At 64.3% G+C, this 18,617-nt stretch carries 15 protein-coding genes; 7 read left to right on the top strand and 8 right to left on the bottom strand.

All coding sequences use genetic code 11. The features are described 5' to 3' along the window. Positions 1 to 25: 25 nt before the first annotated feature. Complete coding sequence (ilvD, locus tag Q4S45_RS15575) at positions 26 to 1,711, top strand: dihydroxy-acid dehydratase (protein ID WP_305505762.1); 1,686 nt, start codon at positions 26 to 28, stop codon at positions 1,709 to 1,711. Between the two features lie 60 nt (positions 1,712 to 1,771). Here ilvD and Q4S45_RS15570 read toward each other — a convergent pair whose 3' ends face one another. Beyond that, positions 1,772 to 1,999 carry a TIGR04438 family Trp-rich protein gene (locus tag Q4S45_RS15570; RefSeq protein ID WP_305505760.1) on the bottom strand — a complete coding sequence of 76 codons (228 nt, stop codon included), beginning with the start codon at positions 1,997 to 1,999 and terminating at the stop codon, positions 1,772 to 1,774. Positions 2,000 to 2,183: 184 nt separating this feature from the next. Between Q4S45_RS15570 and Q4S45_RS15565 the strand changes: the two genes are divergently transcribed. Continuing rightward, the gene (locus tag Q4S45_RS15565; protein WP_305505759.1) at positions 2,184 to 2,492 is read left to right on the top strand and encodes a c-type cytochrome; all 309 of its coding nucleotides are present in this window, start codon (positions 2,184 to 2,186) and stop codon (positions 2,490 to 2,492) included. A gap of 98 nt (positions 2,493 to 2,590) precedes the next feature. On the opposite strand, the gene Q4S45_RS15560 is transcribed toward Q4S45_RS15565, so the two are convergent. The 6 genes from Q4S45_RS15560 to folD form a co-directional block, all read right to left on the bottom strand. Beyond that, a complete protein-coding gene (locus tag Q4S45_RS15560; RefSeq protein WP_305505758.1) occupies positions 2,591 to 3,733 on the bottom strand; it encodes a branched-chain amino acid ABC transporter substrate-binding protein in 1,143 nt (380 codons plus the stop codon). Between the two features lie 270 nt (positions 3,734 to 4,003). Next, a complete protein-coding gene (locus Q4S45_RS15555; protein ID WP_305505757.1) occupies positions 4,004 to 4,327 on the bottom strand; it encodes a hypothetical protein in 324 nt (107 codons plus the stop codon). Then, entirely contained in the window at positions 4,324 to 4,749 is a 426-nt protein-coding gene (locus tag Q4S45_RS15550) for a DNA polymerase III subunit chi (protein WP_305505756.1), read from the bottom strand. Before Q4S45_RS15550 ends, Q4S45_RS15555 begins: the two co-directional genes overlap by 4 nt. A gap of 7 nt (positions 4,750 to 4,756) precedes the next feature. After that, on the bottom strand, positions 4,757 to 5,377 hold the full coding sequence (locus Q4S45_RS15545; RefSeq protein WP_305505754.1) for a glutaredoxin family protein: 621 nt from the start codon (positions 5,375 to 5,377) through the stop codon (positions 4,757 to 4,759). An 11-nt stretch (positions 5,378 to 5,388) separates the two neighbouring features. Then, the gene (locus Q4S45_RS15540) at positions 5,389 to 7,473 is read right to left on the bottom strand and encodes a M3 family metallopeptidase (RefSeq protein WP_305505752.1); all 2,085 of its coding nucleotides are present in this window, start codon (positions 7,471 to 7,473) and stop codon (positions 5,389 to 5,391) included. A 28-nt stretch (positions 7,474 to 7,501) separates the two neighbouring features. Further along, on the bottom strand, positions 7,502 to 8,344 hold the full coding sequence (folD, locus tag Q4S45_RS15535) for a bifunctional methylenetetrahydrofolate dehydrogenase/methenyltetrahydrofolate cyclohydrolase FolD (protein ID WP_305505750.1): 843 nt from the start codon (positions 8,342 to 8,344) through the stop codon (positions 7,502 to 7,504). Positions 8,345 to 8,687: 343 nt separating this feature from the next. On the opposite strand from folD, the gene aceE reads away from it, so the two are divergent. The 3 genes from aceE (at position 8,688) to lpdA (ending at position 14,944) form a co-directional block, all read left to right on the top strand. Next, positions 8,688 to 11,384, top strand: coding sequence for a pyruvate dehydrogenase (acetyl-transferring), homodimeric type (gene aceE / locus Q4S45_RS15530; protein WP_305505748.1), 2,697 nt, complete (start codon positions 8,688 to 8,690; stop codon positions 11,382 to 11,384). A 143-nt stretch (positions 11,385 to 11,527) separates the two neighbouring features. Then, the gene (aceF, locus tag Q4S45_RS15525; protein WP_305505746.1) at positions 11,528 to 13,147 is read left to right on the top strand and encodes a dihydrolipoyllysine-residue acetyltransferase; all 1,620 of its coding nucleotides are present in this window, start codon (positions 11,528 to 11,530) and stop codon (positions 13,145 to 13,147) included. A 12-nt stretch (positions 13,148 to 13,159) separates the two neighbouring features. Beyond that, positions 13,160 to 14,944, top strand: a complete 1,785-nt coding sequence (lpdA, locus tag Q4S45_RS15520; protein ID WP_305505745.1) for a dihydrolipoyl dehydrogenase — start codon at positions 13,160 to 13,162, stop codon at positions 14,942 to 14,944. A 176-nt stretch (positions 14,945 to 15,120) separates the two neighbouring features. Here the strand turns inward: lpdA and Q4S45_RS15515 are convergent, their stop codons facing one another. Then, on the bottom strand, positions 15,121 to 15,771 hold the full coding sequence (locus Q4S45_RS15515; RefSeq protein WP_305505743.1) for a TetR/AcrR family transcriptional regulator: 651 nt from the start codon (positions 15,769 to 15,771) through the stop codon (positions 15,121 to 15,123). A 112-nt stretch (positions 15,772 to 15,883) separates the two neighbouring features. Between Q4S45_RS15515 and Q4S45_RS15510 the strand changes: the two genes are divergently transcribed. Both Q4S45_RS15510 and Q4S45_RS15505 read left to right on the top strand, forming a co-directional pair. Further along, entirely contained in the window at positions 15,884 to 17,002 is a 1,119-nt protein-coding gene (locus Q4S45_RS15510; protein WP_305505736.1) for an HlyD family secretion protein, read from the top strand. A 9-nt stretch (positions 17,003 to 17,011) separates the two neighbouring features. Beyond that, entirely contained in the window at positions 17,012 to 18,616 is a 1,605-nt protein-coding gene (locus Q4S45_RS15505) for a DHA2 family efflux MFS transporter permease subunit (RefSeq protein ID WP_305505734.1), read from the top strand. Position 18,617: the final 1 nt, after the last annotated feature.

Here is an 18,617-nt window from a genome sequence, read left to right as displayed (position 1 = left end):
GAGTGATCGACGACAGGAGCTCACCATGGCCGATCAGCCCCGCTACAACCGCCGTTCCCGCAACATCACCGAGGGCGTTTCGCGCAGTCCGAACCGTTCGATGTACTACGCGATGGGCTACGAGGCGGAGGACTTCTCCAAGCCGATGATCGGGGTGGCGAACGCCCACTCGACCATCACGCCATGTAACTCCGGCCTGCAAAAGCTGGCCGACATCGCCATTTCCACCATCAAGGAAGCGGGCGCGAACCCGCAGGTGTTCGGCACGCCGACCATCTCCGACGGCATGTCGATGGGCACCGAGGGCATGAAATTCTCGCTGATCTCGCGCGAAGTGATCGCCGACTGCATCGAAACCTGCGTCAACGGCCAGTGGATGGACGGCGTCGTCGTCATCGGCGGCTGCGACAAGAATATGCCGGGCGGGATGATCGCGCTGGCGCGCACCAACGTGCCGGGCATCTACGTCTACGGCGGCACGATCAAGCCAGGCCACTGGAAAGGCAAGGACCTGACCATCGTCTCCGCTTTCGAAGCGGTGGGCGAATTCACCGCAGGGCGCATGAGCAAGGAAGACTTCGACGGCATCGAGCGCAACGCCTGCCCGTCGGCCGGCTCCTGCGGCGGCATGTACACGGCGAACACCATGTCGTCCTCGTTCGAGGCGCTCGGCATGTCGCTGATGTACTCGTCGACGATGGCCAATCCGGACGACGAGAAGGTCGGCTCGGCGGCCGAATCGGCGCGCGTGCTGGTCGAAGCGGTCAAGCGCGACCTCAAGCCGCGCGACATCATCACCCGCAAGTCGATCGAGAACGCGGTGTCGCTGATCATGGCGACCGGCGGCTCGACCAACGCGGTGCTGCACTACCTGGCGATCGCGCATGCGGCCGAAGTCGAGTGGACGCTCGACGACTTCGAGCGCGTGCGCCTGAAGGTGCCGGTGATCTGCAACCTCAAGCCGTCCGGCCAGTACGTGGCGACCGACCTGCACAAGGCCGGGGGCGTGCCGCAGGTGCTCAAGCTGCTGCTCGACGCGGGCATGCTGCATGGCGAGTGCATCACCATCACCGGCCGCACGCTGGCCGAGGAACTGGCCGGGGTGCCATCGCTGCCGGCGGCGGGGCAGGACGTGATCCGCACCATCGACAAGGCGCTGTATGCGCAGGGCCACCTGGCCATCCTGAAGGGGAACCTGGCGCCGGAAGGATCGGTGGCCAAGATTTCGGGCCTGAAGAATCCCGTCATCACCGGGCCGGCGCGCGTGTTCGACGACGAATACACGGCGATGGATGCGATCCTGGGCGACAGGATCCAGCCGGGCGACGTGCTGGTGATGCGCTACCTGGGGCCGAAGGGTGGGCCGGGCATGCCGGAGATGCTGGCGCCGACGTCGGCGCTGATCGGCAAGGGACTGGGCGAGTCGGTCGGCTTGATCACCGACGGGCGATTCTCGGGCGGCACCTGGGGCATGGTGGTCGGGCACGTCGCGCCGGAAGCGTTCGAGGGCGGCACGATCGCGCTGGTGGAGGAGGGCGACTCGGTGACAATCGACGCTCACCAGCAGCTGATCCAGCTGAACGTGGATGATGCCGAGATTGCGCGGCGGCGCACGCTGTGGAAGCGGCCGGCGCCGCGCTACACGCGCGGGGTGCTGGCGAAGTTTGCGGCGCTGGCCTCGTCGGCCAGCAAGGGCGCGGTGACGGGCTAGCCCTTAGGCGTCGTACCTGCCGAGGGGGGGCGCCGAGCCCAGATACGACAAGCTTGCGGGTTACTTGCGCTTGTTGTCGAAGGTCGACTTGATGCGGTCCTTGCGGCGCTGCTCGTCGACGTTGTGCTCTTTCTTCTTGTCGAGACCGAGCGCCTTCTCGATGAATTCGAACCAGATGAACGCGAACACCATCGCGCCCACTACCCACCACCAGGACAGCTCGGCGAAACGCCAGACTTCGAAGTAGCGCAGGCCAATCAGTAGTGCAATGATGATAATCAACGGCATGGGAAGCTCCTTTTCATCCTGCATCTTACAAACAAATTAGTGCCGTAGGGCAAAAAAACGCAAAGAGGGCGGCGATACTGTGGTCAACGCGCCGCACGCGCCAATCGTTATGGAATGTAACGCCTGATTGGCGGCACCCGAAACACGGTAGAATTGATTCTGCTAGTTATCTTTGGAGAAATAAATGAAACGCTCACTGATGTTGTGCATGGTGTTGTTGGCCCTGGCTTCGACCAGCGCAATGGCCAATGCCGACTTGGCGAAGGCGAAAAATTGCATGGCTTGCCACGCGGTCGGATCCAAGCTCGTCGGTCCGGCGTACAAGGATGTCGCAGCCAAGTATGCAGGCCAGAAGGACGCCGAGGACAAACTGGTCGCCAAGGTCATGAAGGGCGGCTCGGGCACCTGGGGCGCCGTGCCGATGCCGGCCAATCCGCAAGTGACGGAAGCCGAAGCGCACACCCTGATCAAGTGGGTGCTGTCGCAGAAGTAAGCACGACCGCTCAATGAAAAAGCGCGCTGATGTCAGCGCGCTTTTTTATTTCTACACCTGGGTCTGACCCCGCGGGGTCAGACCCTTTAGCGCCAAAATCAGCGCACCACTTCCATCTTGGTCTTCTTGCCGCCCTTGTAGGTGAACAGGGTCAGCGAGCCGTCCTTGATGTCGCCAACAGGATCGAACTGGATCGTGCCGGTGACGCCCTGGTACTTGATTTTCTTCAGCTCAGGCAGATACTTGGCCGGGTCGGCCGACTTGGCGTTCTGCATCGCGGTCGCCATCACCATCACGGCGTCGTACACGTACGGTGCGTAAATCTGCACGTCGGTGTTGTACTTCTTCTTGTAGCGCGCGACGAAGTCCGTCATCACTTTTTCCTGGGCGCCCGACACGCCGCCGGCTTCCGCGCACGTCACGTTGCCTTCGCCGATGCCGTCGCCGGCCAGGCGCGCCAGCGCTTCGGTGCAGACGCCGTCGCCGCCCATGAACTTGGCGTTGATGCCCAGCGCCTTCATTTGCTTGAGCATCGGGCCGCCCACCGAATCCATGCCGCCGAAGAAGATCAGGTCCGGCTTCTTGGCCTTGATCGAGGTCAGGATGGCGGTGAAGTCGGTGGCGTTGGCGTTGGTGAATTCCTTGCCGACGATTTTCACGCCAGGCATCTTGGCCTTGGCGCCCTTGACGAATTCGTCGGCCACGCCCTGGCCGTAAGCGGTGCGGTCGTCGATGACGGCGATGCTCTTGGCGCCCAGCTTCTCGACGGCGTAGCGGCCCAGCGTGCCGCCCAGCTTGTTGTCGTTGGCGACGACGCGGAACGCGCCCTTGAAGCCTTGCTTGGTGTATTGCGGCGTCGTGGCCGATGGCGAAATCTGTGGAATGCCGGCGTCGTTGTAGATGCGCGATGCAGGCACCGTGGTGCCGGAGTTCAGGTGGCCGATCACGCCGTTGACGTGGGCGTCGACCAGTTTCTGCGCGACGGCGGTGCCCTGCTTCGGATCCGCGGCGTCGTCTTCGGTCAGCAGCTGCAGCGTGACCTTTTTACCGTTGATCATGAAACCCTTGGCGTTCAACTCCTCGACCGCCATTTTGGCGCCGTTCTCGTTGTCCTTGCCCAGGTGCGCGCTGGCGCCGGAGATAGGCGCGACGTGACCGATCTTGACGACCTCTTGCGCGCTGGCGTTAGCGGCGAAGGCCAGGGCGATGGCAAGGGGAATCAGCTTGGTGGTGAACTGCATGGACATTCTCCAAAGGTTGATGTTCAGAATTTTGCGTAGGGCAAAAGGTACAACAAATTGACTGCTTCGCAAAGGGGTAAACGTGCGGGCGTGCTGATGGGTGGACGCGAAAGGGCGGGGGAATTGTAAGGGGATGCAAGTAAAAACGGGGTCTGGTCCTGCGGACCTGACCCCATCTTCGATTGATCACGCGGCGCCGACAAGGGCGGGGACTCGGCGTCCCCGTCGCTCCAGGGGACCTGACCCCAGGTGTTGGTCCGCGGCGGGTGGTTACTTCTTGAGCGCCTTCAGTTGCGCCACTTCTTCGGCGACGGCTTCTGCCACGATCCGCGGCAAGCTCTCGCTGATCTCTTCCTGCAGTCGCTGCATGATCCGCTCCGACAGTCGCTGTTCGAGCATCTGCCACTGCGCATCGGTTTCCTCGTCGATCGCAGCTGGCTCCGAAGATGGGGTCAGGTCCGCAGGACCAGACCCCGCCGCAGCGGATTCCGAAGATGGGGTCAGGTCCGCAGGACCAGACCCCGGCTTGGCCGGCTCATCACGGAATACTTCGGTCAACACCGGGATGCTTGCATCGAACGTGGGATTGCTCATGACTTTCCTGCGACGAAGTGGGTCAATGGGTAGGACTGCTGCTTGTACGCGACGTAGCGCTTGCGGCCCGCCGCCGCATCGTCTTCGTCGGTGGAGATGATCTCGAACACGCGCTGGAAGCGGTCCACATTGGCCGGCGCGCGCCGCGTCAGGTTGACCAGCATGTCGCCATGCGGCAGCTCCGCCTCGTCGCTGTCGGTGACGATGATCGGCGTCTGCGCGGCCAGCGGATCGCCCGCCATCACATGCGGCAGGAAGTCGGTCTCGGAAATGCGCCACAGCGCTTCGTTGAGCGCGCTGGCCTGGGTGGCGTCCTCCGCCAGCAGCACCAGCTTGCCCCCGGCCGAATAAGCCTTGCGCGCCAGCCTGCACGCGTACGTGAGCTTGTCGGGAATATTGGTGTGAAAATCGATCCGCGTCATGGGGTCCTCAAAACTTGAAACCTGGCGGCGTAACCGGCGCAGGCGGTTTGGGCGCCGGTGCGGTGCGTTCCGGCTCCGGCGCTAGCGCTGGCGCTGGCGCACGTTCCTCGACTGCGGCAGGCGGCGCTGCCGGTGAGGCGACCGGATTATGGTAACCCGCCGGCAGCCGGCGCTGGGCCGGGTAGGCGGCGTGGGTCAGCGTCTCGTTCCAGGCGCCCGCTTCGAAGCCGATGCGCCTGGCGCCGCCCACCAGCAACAACGGCAGCTGGCCGCTGCCGCCGGCTTCCTGCAGCTTCTGCTGGTCGTCGTTGGTCGTGACGGTTTTCTCGATGAACGGGATGCCGCGCTGGTTCAGCAGCGCTCGGCCCTGGTCGCACGCCGCGCAGCCGGCGGTTGTGTACAGCACCACGGGACTGCGCCGCGCCGCCTCGGCCAGCGCATACGGCAGGACGACATCACGCGCGCCGCCATCGACGGCTTTCTTCTCGACCTTCACGCCGCGCTCCGGCGGCGGCTGGTCGCTGAAGTGCACGACGCCTTTCGCGTCCTTCCACTTGTACATCTGGGCGCCGGCGCTGGCCGCAAACAGCAGCAGCGCCACGCCGGCCAGGGTCGAACTGAACTTCATGCGTTCTCCGCTCAGGAACTCATTCCACTATGGCGCAGCAAGGCGTCAATGCTCGGTTCGCGGCCGCGGAAGGCCTTGAACGATTCCAGCGCGGGGCGCGAGCCGCCGACTGCCAGAATCTCTTGCTGGAAGCGCTTGCCGGTGTCTGCCGACAGGTCGCCGCCGCCCGCGGCCACCGCTTCTTCGAAAGCGGCGTAGGCGTCGGCGGACAGCACTTCCGCCCACTTGTAGCTATAGTAACCGGCAGCGTAGCCGCCGGCAAAAATATGGCCAAACGAGTGCTGGAAGCGGTTGAAGGCCGGCGGCATCATCACCGAGAACTTCTGGCGCACGTCGTTGATTAGTTCCTGCACGGTCTGCGCGCTGGCCGGATCGTAGTCGTAGTGCAGGTGCATGTCCACCAGCGAGAACTCGACCTGGCGCAGCGTCTGCATCCCGGACTGGAAGTTTTTCGCGGCGAGCATCTTGTCGTACAGCGCGCGCGGCAGCGGCTCGCCGGTCTTCGCGTGCGCGGTCATGTTCTGCAATACGTCCCACTCCCAGCAGAAGTTTTCCATGAACTGCGACGGCAGTTCCACCGCGTCCCACTCGACGCCCGAAATGCCGGACACGCCGATCTCGTCCACCTGCGTGAGCATGTGGTGCAGGCCGTGGCCGAATTCGTGGAACAGCGTGGTCACTTCGTCGTGCGTGAACAGCGACGGCTGCAGCACGCCATCGACGGTGGCGGGCGGCGTGAAATTGCAGGTCAGGTAGGCGACCGGCGTTTGCAGCGAGCCGCCGGTTTCCAGGCGCCGGCCGCGCGCATCGTCCATCCACGCGCCGCCGCCCTTGCCGCTGCGCGCGTACAGGTCGAGGTAGAACTGGCCAATCAGCTTGCCGTCGCGCTCGATGCGGAAGAAGCGCACGTCCGGATGCCATACGGGCGCGCTGTCCGTCTTGATGGTGACGTTGAACAGCGTCTGCACCAGCTTGAACAGGCCATCGACCACTTTCGGCTCGGGGAAGTACTCCTTCACTTCCTGCGCCGAGAAGGCGTAGCGCTGCTCGCGCAGTTTTTCGGACGCATAGGCCAGGTCCCAGGCTTCCAGCTGGTCGATGCCCAGGTTGTCCTTGGCGAAGGCGCGCAATTCGGCCAGGTCCTTCTCCGCGTACGGACGCGCGCGGCGCGCCAGGTCTTCGAGGAACTCGATCACGTGCTCGGGACTCTGCGCCATCTTCGGCACCAGCGACACTTCGGCGAAATTGCGGTAGTCGAGCAGCTTGGCTTCCTCGTCGCGCAGCTTAAGCAGGGTGGCGATGTTCGAGCTGTTGTCCCACTTTTCCAGTTCGCTGAACACGGTGCCCATCTCCGACGCCTTGGTCGCGCTGGCGCGGTAGATCGTCTCGCGCAGGCTGCGCTTGTCGGCAAATTGCAGGATCGGGAAGTAGGACGGGAAGTGCAGCGTGAACTGGAAGCCGGCCTTGCCATCCTTTTCGGCGGCGGCGCGCGCGGCCTGCTTCACGTCGTCGGGCAGGCCGGCCAGGTCGGCTTCGTCTTCGACCTGCAGCTTGTAGTCGTTGGTCGCGTCGAGCACGTTTTCGGAGAAGCGCGTCGACACGGCGGCGTGCTGTTCCTGGATGTCGGCGAAGCGCGCCTTTTTATCGGCCGGCAGCTCGGCGCCGCCGAGGCGGAAATCGCGCAGCGCGTTCTCGATGATCTTCTTGCGCGCCGGCGACAGGTTCACGTAGTCGGGACTGGCCTTGAGCGCCTTGTACTTGGCGAACAGCGCTTCGTTCTGCGCCAGCGCCGTCCAGAACTCGGTGACCTTGGGCTGGTTCTCGTTGTAGGTCGCGCGCAGTTCGGGCGTATCGACGACGTTGTTCAGGTGGTTCACCACGCCCCAGGCGCGGCCCAGCTTCTCGGTCGCGTCTTCCAGCGGAATGGCGAACGATTCCCAGGTCACCTGCTCGCTCGGCGCCTCGAGCTGCTTAACGACCGCGCTGGCGTTGGCGATCAGCTGCTCGATCGCGGGCGTGACGTGCTCGGGCTTGATCTGGTCGAAGCGCGGCAGGCCGGAGAAGTCGAGCAGGGGATTCGTGGTGTCGGTATTCATAAGCTCTCTTCCAGTAAAGGGTTCGGGATCAGCGTTCGGCCGCTTCCACGGTATTCATCAGCAGCATGGTGATCGTCATCGGCCCGACGCCGCCCGGCACCGGCGTGATGTGGGACGCTACTTCGCGCACGCCGGCGAAATCGACATCGCCGCACAGTTTGCCGTTGTCGTCGCGGTTCATGCCGACGTCGATAACGATGGCGCCCGGCTTGACCATATCGGCCGTCAGCGTATTGCGCCGGCCCACCGCAGCCACCACCACGTCGGCCTGGCGCGTGTGATAGCCCAGGTCCGCCGTCGCGCTATGGCATATGGTGACGGTGGCGTTCGCTTGCAAGAGCAGCAGCGCCATCGGCTTGCCGACCGTGTTGCTACGGCCGATGACGACGGCGTGCTTGCCGCGCAGGTCGAAGCCGGTCGATTCGATCAGCTTCATGCAGCCGTACGGCGTGCACGGACGGAAACCGGTCAGGCCGGTCATCAGCTCGCCGGCCGACAGCACCGAGTAGCCGTCGACGTCCTTGGAAGTGGAGATGGCCTCGATGACCTTGTGCGGGTTGATGTGGCGCGGAAGCGGCATCTGCACCAGGATGCCGTGGATCGCCGGGTCGGCGTTTAGCGCGCCGATGCGGTCGAGCAGGGCGGCCTCGGTGAGGTCGGCGTCGTATTTTTCCAGCGTCGAATGAAAGCCCACGTCGGCGCAGGCCTTGACCTTGTTGCGCACGTAGACATGGCTGGCCGGGTCTTCGCCGACCAGGATCACGGCCAGTCCCGGCTGTTTGCCGCGCGCGGTCAGGACGGCGGCGCGGGCGGCGATCTCGCTGCGCAGTTGTTGGGAAAGGGCGACTCCATCGATCAGTTGTGCGGGCATGGCGATAGGCTAAGAGCGGAGGGGAACCGAGATTATAAAGCCGGCGCGTCCATTGCGCTGTTGCCGTTGGGGTCAGGTCCTGCGCGACCTGACCCCATGTTGGGCCGCGGCGCCGACAGAAAATGGGGTCAGGTCCGCAGGACCAGACCCCTCCGGCAATATGCGTTTCCGAATGAAAATGTTAGGCAATTCCACAATATGAAACGTAATATCGTAATTTGAAATTATCGAAAATCACTGTTAAAATCCTCACACACGCGCAAAGTATTAGTAAATAATCAGCAAAAACGTCCGCCGGGATCAGCGAATCGGGCCGGGCGCCCCACCACAAGGAGACGCATCAATGTCAGCTCAACTCGACCAGTTGACGGCCCAGGCCGCCAACGATCCGGACACCCTCGAAACCAAAGAATGGCTCGAAGCGCTCGAAGCGGTTATCGAGAATGAAGGTCCGGAGCGGGCCCATTACCTGATGGAGCGCCTGGTCGACCTGGCGCGCCGCCGCGGCGCCACCATTCCGTTCTCCAGCAACACCGCCTACGTCAACACCATCCCCGCGCACCAGGAAGCGCACTGCCCGGGCAACCTCGAATACGAAGAGCGCCTGCGCTCGTGGATGCGCTGGAACGCGATGGCGATGGTGGTCAAGGCCAACCGCGCCGACGGCGACCTCGGTGGCCACATCTCGTCGTTCGCCTCGCTGGCGAACATGCTGGGCATCGGCTTCAACCACTTCTGGCACGCACCGACCGAAGACCACGGCGGCGACCTGCTGTACATCCAGGGCCACTCCTCGCCCGGCATCTACGCGCGCGCCTTTCTCGAAGGCCGCCTGACCGAAGACCAGCTGACTAACTTCCGCCGCGAAGTCGACGGCAAGGGCTTGTCGTCGTACCCGCACCCGAAACTGATGCCGAACTTCTGGCAGTTCCCGACCGTATCGATGGGCCTGGGCCCGCTGATGGCGATCTACCAGGCGCGCTTCCTGAAGTACTTGCACGCGCGCGGCATCGCCGACACCGGCAACCGCAAGGTGTGGGTATTCTGCGGCGACGGCGAGATGGACGAGCCGGAATCGATGGGCGCGATCGGCATGGCCGTGCGCGAACGTCTCGACAATCTGGTGATGGTCGTGAACTGCAACCTGCAGCGCCTTGATGGTCCGGTGCGCGGCAACGGCAAGATCATCCAGGAACTCGAAGCGGACTTCCGCGGCACCGGCTGGAACGTCGTCAAGGTCGTATGGGGCCCGGGCTGGGACGAGCTGCTGGCCAAGGACAAGAACGGCATTCTGCAGCGCGTGATGATGGAAACCGTCGACGGCGAATACCAGAACTACAAGGCCAAGGACGGCGCCTACGTGCGCAAGCATTTCTTCGGCAAGGATCCCGAGCTGCTCAAGATGGTCGCCAACATGACCGACGACGACATCTGGCGCCTGACCCGCGGCGGCCACGATCCGCACAAGATCTACGCCGCGTTCAAGAACGCGCAAGAGAACAAGGGCACGCCGACCGTGCTGCTGGTGAAGACCGTCAAGGGCTTCGGCATGGGCAAGTCGGGCGAGGCGCGCAACACCGCGCACCAGACCAAGAAGCTGGACGACGAGGCAATCCGCGAAATGCGCGACCGCTTCGCGATCCCGATCCCGGACGACAAGCTGGCCGAGATCCCGTTCTTCAAGCCGTCCGACGACGCGCCGGAAATGAAGTACCTGCACGAGCGCCGCAAAGCGCTGGGCGGCTACCTGCCGCAGCGCCGCCCGAAAGCGGACGAGCAGCTGGTCGTGCCTGAACTGAGCGCCTTCCACAACGTATTGGATGCGACCGCGGAAGGCCGCGAAATTTCGACCACGCAGAGTTTCGTGCGCATCATCTCGACCCTGTTGCGCGACCAGAGCCTGGGCCAGCGCATCGTCCCGATCCTGGTGGACGAATCGCGTACCTTCGGCATGGAAGGCCTGTTCCGCCAGATCGGCATCTTCAATCAGCAGGGCCAGTTGTACGAGCCGGTCGACAAGGACCAGGTGATGTACTACCGCGAAGACAAGGCCGGCCAGATCCTCCAGGAGGGCATCAACGAAGCCGGCGGCATGGGCTCGTGGATCGCCGCGGCGACCTCTTACTCGACCAACAACCGCGTGATGATCCCGTTCTACACGTTCTACTCGATGTTCGGCATGCAGCGCATCGGCGACATGGTGTGGGCGGCGGGCGACATGCGCGCACGCGGCTTCCTGATGGGCGGCACAGCTGGCCGCACCACGCTGAACGGCGAAGGCCTGCAGCACGAAGACGGCCATAGCCACATCTTCGCAGCGACCATCCCTAACTGCATGCCGTACGACCCGACCTTCGCCCACGAAGTCGCGGTGATCGTGCACGACGGCCTGCGCCGCATGGTGACCAACCAGGAAGACGTGTTCTACTACATCACGCTGATGAACGAGAACTATCCGATGCCAGGCCTGCGCCAGGGCACGGAAGAGGGCATCCTGAAGGGCATGTACCTGCTGCAGGAAGGTCCTGCCGAATCGAAGATCCGCGTTCAGCTGATCGGCTCCGGCACCATCCTGCGCGAGTCGATCTTCGCCGCCGAACTTCTGCAGAACGACTGGGGCATTGCCGCCGACGTCTGGTCCGCTCCGTCGCTGACGATGGTGGCCCGCGACGGCGCCGACTGCGAACGCTGGAACCTGGTCAACCCGACCGCCGAACAGCGCGTGCCGTATGCGACCCAGCTGCTTGCCAACACCAGCGGCCCGATCGTCTCGACGACCGACTACGTGCGCCTGTTCTCCGACCAGATCCGTCCGTACGTGCCGAAGGGCCGCAGCTTCACCGCGCTGGGCACCGACGGTTTCGGCCGCTCCGATTCGCGCGTCAAGCTGCGCGAGTTCTTCGAAGTGAACCGCTACTACGTCACCATCGCCGCATTGAAGGCGCTGGCCGACGAAGGCACGATCGACAAGTCGGTGGTTGCCGAAGCGGTGGCCAAGTACGGCATCGATCCGAACAAGCCGAATCCGGTAACGCAGTAAGCAAAACAGATTAGCCGTCGTTCCTGCGAAGGCAGGAACCCATGCTGAGTTGGATAAGCACGCTCAGTATGGATTCCTGCCTACGCAGGAGTGACGGTCTTGCGGGTTGTGCACATAAAATCGAACAAGAACGGAGTCATGCCATGAGCATTGTGGAAGTCAAGGTCCCGGATATCGGCGACTTCAAGGAAGTGGAAGTGATCGAACTGATGGTCAAGCCAGGCGACACCATCAAGGTCGACCAGTCGCTCGTCACGGTTGAATCGGACAAGGCCAGCATGGAGATTCCATCGAGCCACGCAGGCGTGGTCAAGGAAGTCAAGGTCAAGGTCGGCGACAAGGTCGCCGAAGGCTCGCTCGTGCTGATGGTGGAAACGGCGGACGCCGCCGCTCCGACCGCGGCGCCTGCGGCCGCACCTGCCGCAGCGCCAGCGCCGGCCGCCGCCGCACCTGCGCCGGCCGCGGGCGCCAGCAGCATCGTCGAAGTGAAAGTGCCGGACATCGGCGATTTCAAGGAAGTGGAAGTCATCGAACTGATGGTCAAGCCCGGCGACACCGTCAAGGTCGACCAGTCGCTGATCACGGTCGAATCGGACAAGGCCAGCATGGAGATCCCGTCGTCGCACGCCGGCGTGGTCAAGGAATTGAAGGTCAAGGTCGGCGACAAGGTTGCCGAGGGATCGATCGTACTGCTGATCGAAACGACGTCCGCGGGCGCACCTGCTGCTCCTGCTGCCGCCGCACCTGCTGCCGCTGCTGCGCCAGCGCCTGCCGCGCCAGCCGCCGCGGCTCCTGCGCCGGCCACTTCGGCCGCCGCCCAAGTCGATGCGTCGAAAGCGCACGCCTCGCCGTCGATCCGCAAGTTCGCCCGCGAACTGGGCGTGGACCTGGGCCGCGTCGGCGGCAGCGGTCCGAAAGGCCGCATTACGCAGGAAGACGTGCAGAAGTTCGTCAAGGGCGTGCTGGCCGAATCGGCCGCGCCGACCGCCAAGCCTGCCGGCGGCGGCACCGGCGTGGGCCTCGACCTGCTGCCATGGCCTTCGCTCGACTTCAGCAAGTTCGGCCCGACCGAACTGCAGCCGCTGTCGCGCATCAAGAAGATCAGCGGTCCGAACCTGCACCGCAACTGGGTGATGATCCCGCACGTGACGCAGTACGACAAGTCCGACGTCACCGACCTCGAACAGTTCCGCGTCGATTCGAACGCCGCGCTGGCCAAGGCCAAGTCGACCGTCAAGCTGACCATGCTGGCATTCGTCATCAAGGCCAGCGTGTCGGCACTGAAGAAATTCCCGGCGTTTAACTCGTCGCTGTCGGAAGACGGCGCCAGCCTGATCCTCAAGCAGTACTACAACATCGGCTTCGCGGCCGACACGCCGAACGGCCTGGTGGTGCCGGTGCTGAAGGACGCGGACAAGAAGACGGTCTCGCAGATCGCCACCGAAATGGGCGAACTGTCCGCACAAGCCCGCGACGGCAAGCTCAAGCCGGCCGACATGCAGGGCGCGAGCTTCACCATCTCGTCGCTGGGCGGCATTGGCGGCACTTACTTCACGCCGATCATCAACGCGCCGGAAGTGGCCATCCTCGGCCTGTCGAAGACCGCGATGGAACCGGTGTGGGACGGCTCGGCATTCCAGCCGCGCCTGATGCTGCCGCTGTCGCTGTCGTACGATCACCGCGTGATCGACGGCGCAATGGGCGCGCGCTTCACCGCTTACCTGGCCGACGTCCTGGCCGACCTGCGCAAAACCCTGTTGTGATTGGAGCGCACGATGAGCACAATTGAAGTGAAAGTCCCGAACATCGGAGACTTCAAGGAAGTGGAAGTGATCGAAGTGATGGTCAAGCCGGGCGACACCATCAAGGTCGACCAGTCGCTGATCACCGTCGAATCGGACAAGGCCAGCATGGAGATCCCGTCCAGCGCCGCCGGCGTGGTCAAGGAGCTCAAGGTCAAGGTCGGCGACAAGGTCGGCGAAGGCTCGCTGCTGCTGATGCTGGACGAATCCGGCGCGGCCGCGCCTGCGCCTGCCGCGGCTGCACCCGCTCCGGCCGCTGCTCCGGCACCGGCGGCAGCGCCTGCCGCCGCACCTGCCGCCGCCTCTGTACCTGCAGGCAGCTACACCGGCAAGGTTGATGTGGAATGCGAGATGATGGTGCTGGGCGCAGGTCCCGGCGGTTATTCCGCTGCGTTCCGTTCGGCGGACCTGGGCATGAACACCGTGCTGGTCGAGCGTTATTCGACCCTGGGCGGCGTGTGCCTGAACGTCGGCTGCATCCCGTCCAAAGCGCTGCTGCACGTGGCGGCGATGATCGACGAGGCCGCTTCGATGGCCAAGCATGGCGTCACCTTCGCCAAGCCCGAAGTGAACATCGACGAGCTGCGCGGCTACAAGGAAAACGTCATCAAGAAGATGACTGGCGGCCTGGCCGGCATGGCCAAGGCGCGCAAGGTCAACGTAGTGCAGGGCGTCGGCCAGTTCGTCAGCCCGAACCACATCGAAGTGACCGCAGCCGACGGCAGCAAGAAGGTCATCGCGTTCCAGAAGGCGATCATCGCCGCCGGTTCGTCGGTGGTGAAGCTGCCGTTCGTCCCGGAAGATCCGCGCATCGTCGATTCGACCGGCGCGCTGGAGCTGCGCGCGGTGCCGAAGAAGATGCTGGTCATCGGCGGCGGCATCATCGGCCTGGAAATGGCGCACGTGTACTCCACGCTGGGCGCGCGCATCGACGTGATCGAGATGATGGACGGCCTGATGCAGGGCGCGGACCGCGACATGGTCAAGGTCTGGCAGAAGTTCAACGAGAAGCGCTTCGACAAGATCATGACCAAGACCAAGACGGTCGGCGTGGAAGCGCTGCCCGAAGGGATCAAGGTCACCTTCGCCGCGGCGGAAGAGGGCGCTGCCGCGCCGGAACCGCAGATCTACGACATGGTGCTGGTGGCCGTCGGCCGCAGCCCGAACGGCGGCAAGATCGCGGCCGACAAGGCCGGCGTGACGGTGACCGACCGCGGCTTCATCCCGGTCGATCGCCAGATGCGCACCAACGTGCCGCACATCTTCGCCATCGGCGACCTGGTGGGCCAGCCGATGTTGGCGCACAAGGCGGTGCATGAAGCGCACGTCGCGGCGGAAGCGGCGCACGGCGAGAAGGCCTTCTTTGACGTGAAGGTGATCCCGTCGGTGGCCTACACCGATCCGGAAGTGGCATGGGTCGGCATTACCGAAGACGAAGCGAAAGCGAAGGGCATCAAGCTGGAGAAGGGCCACTTCCCGTGGGCTGCGAGCGGACGTGCGGTGGCCAATGGCCGCGACGAAGGCTTCACCAAGCTGCTGTTCGACGCAGAGACGCATCGCATCGTCGGCGGTGGCATCGTCGGCACGCATGCGGGCGACATGATCGGCGAGATCGCGCTGGCGATCGAGATGGGCGCCGACGGCGTCGATATCGGCAAGACGATCCACCCGCACCCGACGCTGGGCGAATCGATCGGCATGGCGGCGGAAGTGTACGAAGGCGTGTGCACGGACTTGCCGCCGGTGCGCAAGCGATAAAGCGAAGATGGGGTCAGGTCCGCAGGACCAGACCCCGGCTGCAACTTGGGGTCAGGTTCTGCGAACCTGACCCCATTTTCATTTTAGGGCTGTCGTTCCTGCGGAGGCAGGAACCTATACCGACTCGGCTCGGACTCGGCATAGGCTCCTGCCTCCGCAGGAGCGACAGGCCAATACTATTTAAGCACGCCGCGGTAGAACAGCTCCAGGCGCTGCTCCAGCTCGCGCATCACCTGCGCGCGCGGCACCTTCACTGGCTCGAACAGCCAGCGGCTGAACCGGTCGCCCTCGATGCAGCTGAGCAGGTGCACCGCCAGCATGCCGACGTCCAGATCGTCGCGCAGCTGCACGCGGATATCGGGACGCGAGAAAAATCGCACCAGCATGTCGCGCGTCTGCTTCGGCCCCGCTTCGAAAAAGGTCTGCGCCAGTTCGACGTTGCCCGGCGCGTCGGCTACCACCATGCGCTGCATGCTGACCGCTTCCGGCATCGAGATCAGGTCGAAGAAGTGCACCGCGAAGTCATGCACGATCTCCTTGAACGGCCGCTGGTCTTCATCGAGGTCGTGGGTATTGAAGAAGCGCTCGCGGTTGGCCACCAGCACGGCATTGAGCAGCCCGGCCTTGCCGCCGAACTTCACGTAGATGGTGCGCACCGCGACGTGCGCTTCGCGCGCCAGCATTTCCAAACTGACATTACGATAGCCGTGTTTCAGGAACAGGGCGCCGGCCGTGTGGATGAGATCCTGCATGCGCGCCTCGCGGTCGCTGCTGCGCGGGCGGCCGGCGCACTTGCTGGCGGCGGTGATGGTCGATTCGGTAGACATGCGCTCACTCTAAGCCAAAATAAAATGAAATGCAATCGTTTCATTTCTTGACTTCGCCCGGTATCTGTCCAATAATGCGCTACTACCCAATCCTCTTTTCTGGAGTTGTTCCATGTCCGCCACGCCCAACAAGGTCGATCACAAGCCGCTCACCGCCGTCGACGCCGCGGCCTCCGCGCCCGCCGCCACGCCGCCGAACAAGCGCGTGATCGGCATCGTCGCAGTGATCGCGCTGATCGCGCTCGGCGTGGGCGGGCGCATGTGGTACCGCAGCCATTACTACGTCGAGACCGAGAACGCTTATGTGGCCGGACACGTGACGCCGGTATCGGCGCGCATCGCCGGCGTGGTCACCCGGGTGCTGGTCGAGGATAACCAGAACGTCAAGGCCGGCGACGTGATCGCCGAACTCGATCCGGCCGACCAGCACGTGAAAGTCGAGCAGATCCAGGCGCAGATCGCCAGCGCCGAACAGCAGGTGTTGCAGTCCGACGCCACCGTCGCGCAAGTGAAGGCGCAAGCTGCCGCCGCGCAGGCCCAGGTGGCGCAGGCCCAGGCCGCGCTGGTGCGCAGCAAGCAGGACGCCGAGCGCTACGGCCAGTTGTACAACACCCAGATGAAAGCCGTGTCGAAGGCGGAGCTGGACGCGGCCAACGCCGCGCGCGCCGGCGCCACCGCCGATGTTGCTGCCCGCCGCGACAACGCGCTCGCCGCGCAAGCGCAGATCAGCGCCGCCGGTTCGGCGCGCGACGTGCTCAAGGCGCAGGTCAAGGTGCTGCGCACCCAGTTGAAGGACGCCCAGCAGCAGCTTGGCTACAACAAGATCGTCGCGCAGGTCGCGGGCCGCATCGGCAAGCGCAGCGTGGAAGTGGGCGCGCGCGTCCAGCCGGGCCAGCAGCTTGCCGCTATCGTGCAGGACGAGGTCTGGGTCAACGCCAACTTCAAGGAAACCCAGCTGGCCGGCATCGTGCCGGGGCAGGCCGTGCACGTCGTCGTGGACGCGATGCCCGACCATCCGCTGGTGGGCAAGGTGGACAGCTTCTCGCCGGCCTCGGGCAACCAGTTCGCGCTGCTGCCGGCCGATAACGCCACCGGCAACTTCACCAAGATCGTCCAGCGTGTGCCGGTCAAGATTACGCTGCGTCCGGAAGACGTCAAGCAGCTGGGCGGACGCCTGGTGCCGGGCATGTCGGCGCTGGCTGAAATCAAGCTCAATCAGACCGCGCACTAAGCCACCGCGATGTCCAGCACCACTCACGCGCCGCGCGGCGCCATCATGCCCGCCGCGGCGGGGCAGAAGGTCGACCTGCGCACCTGGATCGCCGTCGCCGCCGGCATGCTCGGCGCCTTCATGGCCGTCCTCGATATCCAGATCACCAACTCGTCGCTGAAGGACATCCTCGGCACGCTGTCGGCCACCCAGGAAGAGGGCTCGTGGATCTCCACCGCCTACCTGTGCGCCGAAATCGTCGTCATTCCGCTGACCGCGCTGCTGGTGCGCGTGTTCGGCATGCGCGGCTACATGATGGGAACGACCGCGCTGTTCCTGCTGTTCTCGACCCTGTGCGGCGGCGCCTGGAGCCTGTCGTCGATGATCGTGTTCCGCATGATGCAGGGCTTCACCGGCGGCGCGCTGATCCCGATGGCGATGACGCTGGTGATGGCCAAGCTGCCGCCATCGAAGCGCGCGATCGGCATGGCGGTCTTCGGCCTGACCGCGACGCTGGCGCCGACCATGGGCCCGACCCTGGGCGGCTACCTGTCCGAGTTGTATGGCTGGCCGTCGATCTTCTACATCAACTGGGCGCCCGGCCTGCTGCTGATCTTCGGCATCTGGTGGGGGCTGGACAAGGAGAAGGTCCATCTCGAGATGCTGGCCAAGGCCGACTGGGTCGGCATCGCGCTCATGGCCATCGGCCTCGGCAGCCTGACCATCTTCCTGGAAGAGGGCAACTCGAAGGACTGGTTCGATTCGAATTTCATCATCACCTTCGCCGGCCTGGCGCTGTTCGGCATCGTCGGCTGGGTCGCCACCAGCCTGACGCGCGCCGACCCGTTCGTGAACCTGCGCCTGTACGGCGAGCGCAACTTCCTGGTCGCCACCGCGCTGTCGGCCTGCGTCGGCATGGGCCTGTACGGCGCCTCGTTCCTGCTGCCGCTGTACCTTGGCCAGATCGCGGGCTACACGCCGATGCAGATCGGCGAAGTGATCATGTGGGCCGGCCTGCCGCAGCTGTTCGTGATGCCGGTCGCCGCCGCGCTGTCCTCAAAAGTCGACAACCGCATCCTGTGCTCGATCGGGCTGGCGATGTTCGGCGCCTCGTGTCTGATGAACGCCAATCTGGACTACACCACCGGCTACGATCAGCTGTTGTGGTCCCAGGTGATCCGCGCGCTCGGCCAGCCGTTCATCATGCTCACACTGTCGAACTTCGCGATGCAGGGCGTCTCGCCGCAGAACATGTCGTCGGCCTCGAGCCTGTTCAACATGACGCGCAACCTCGGCGGCTCGGTCGGCATCGCGCTGTTGTCCACCGCGCTGACCAATCGCGAGCACTTCCACTCGGCGCGGCTGGGCGAATCGATTTCCAGCTACGCCGCGGCGACGCAGCAGCGCATCGAGCAGATGACGCAGGCGTTCGTCTCGAACGGCATCGACCCGGTCACCGCCGGCAACCAGGCGCTCGCCGCGCTCGACCGCATCGTGCGGCGCGAGTCCTTCATCATGGCCTACAACGACGGCTTCGTGATCATGGGCTGCGTGCTGCTCGCCTGCATCGTCGTGCTCTGGTTCGCCAACAAGGTCAAGTCGCCATCGGGCGCAAGCGGCGCCGGCGCCCACTAAA

This window comes from Massilia sp. R2A-15 (assembly GCF_030704305.1).
Taxonomy (GTDB): Bacteria; Pseudomonadota; Gammaproteobacteria; order Burkholderiales; family Burkholderiaceae_D; genus JAFCUW01.
The sequence above is the reverse complement of the archived record's forward strand: the minus strand, read 5'-3'. Positions and strand labels throughout refer to the sequence as shown.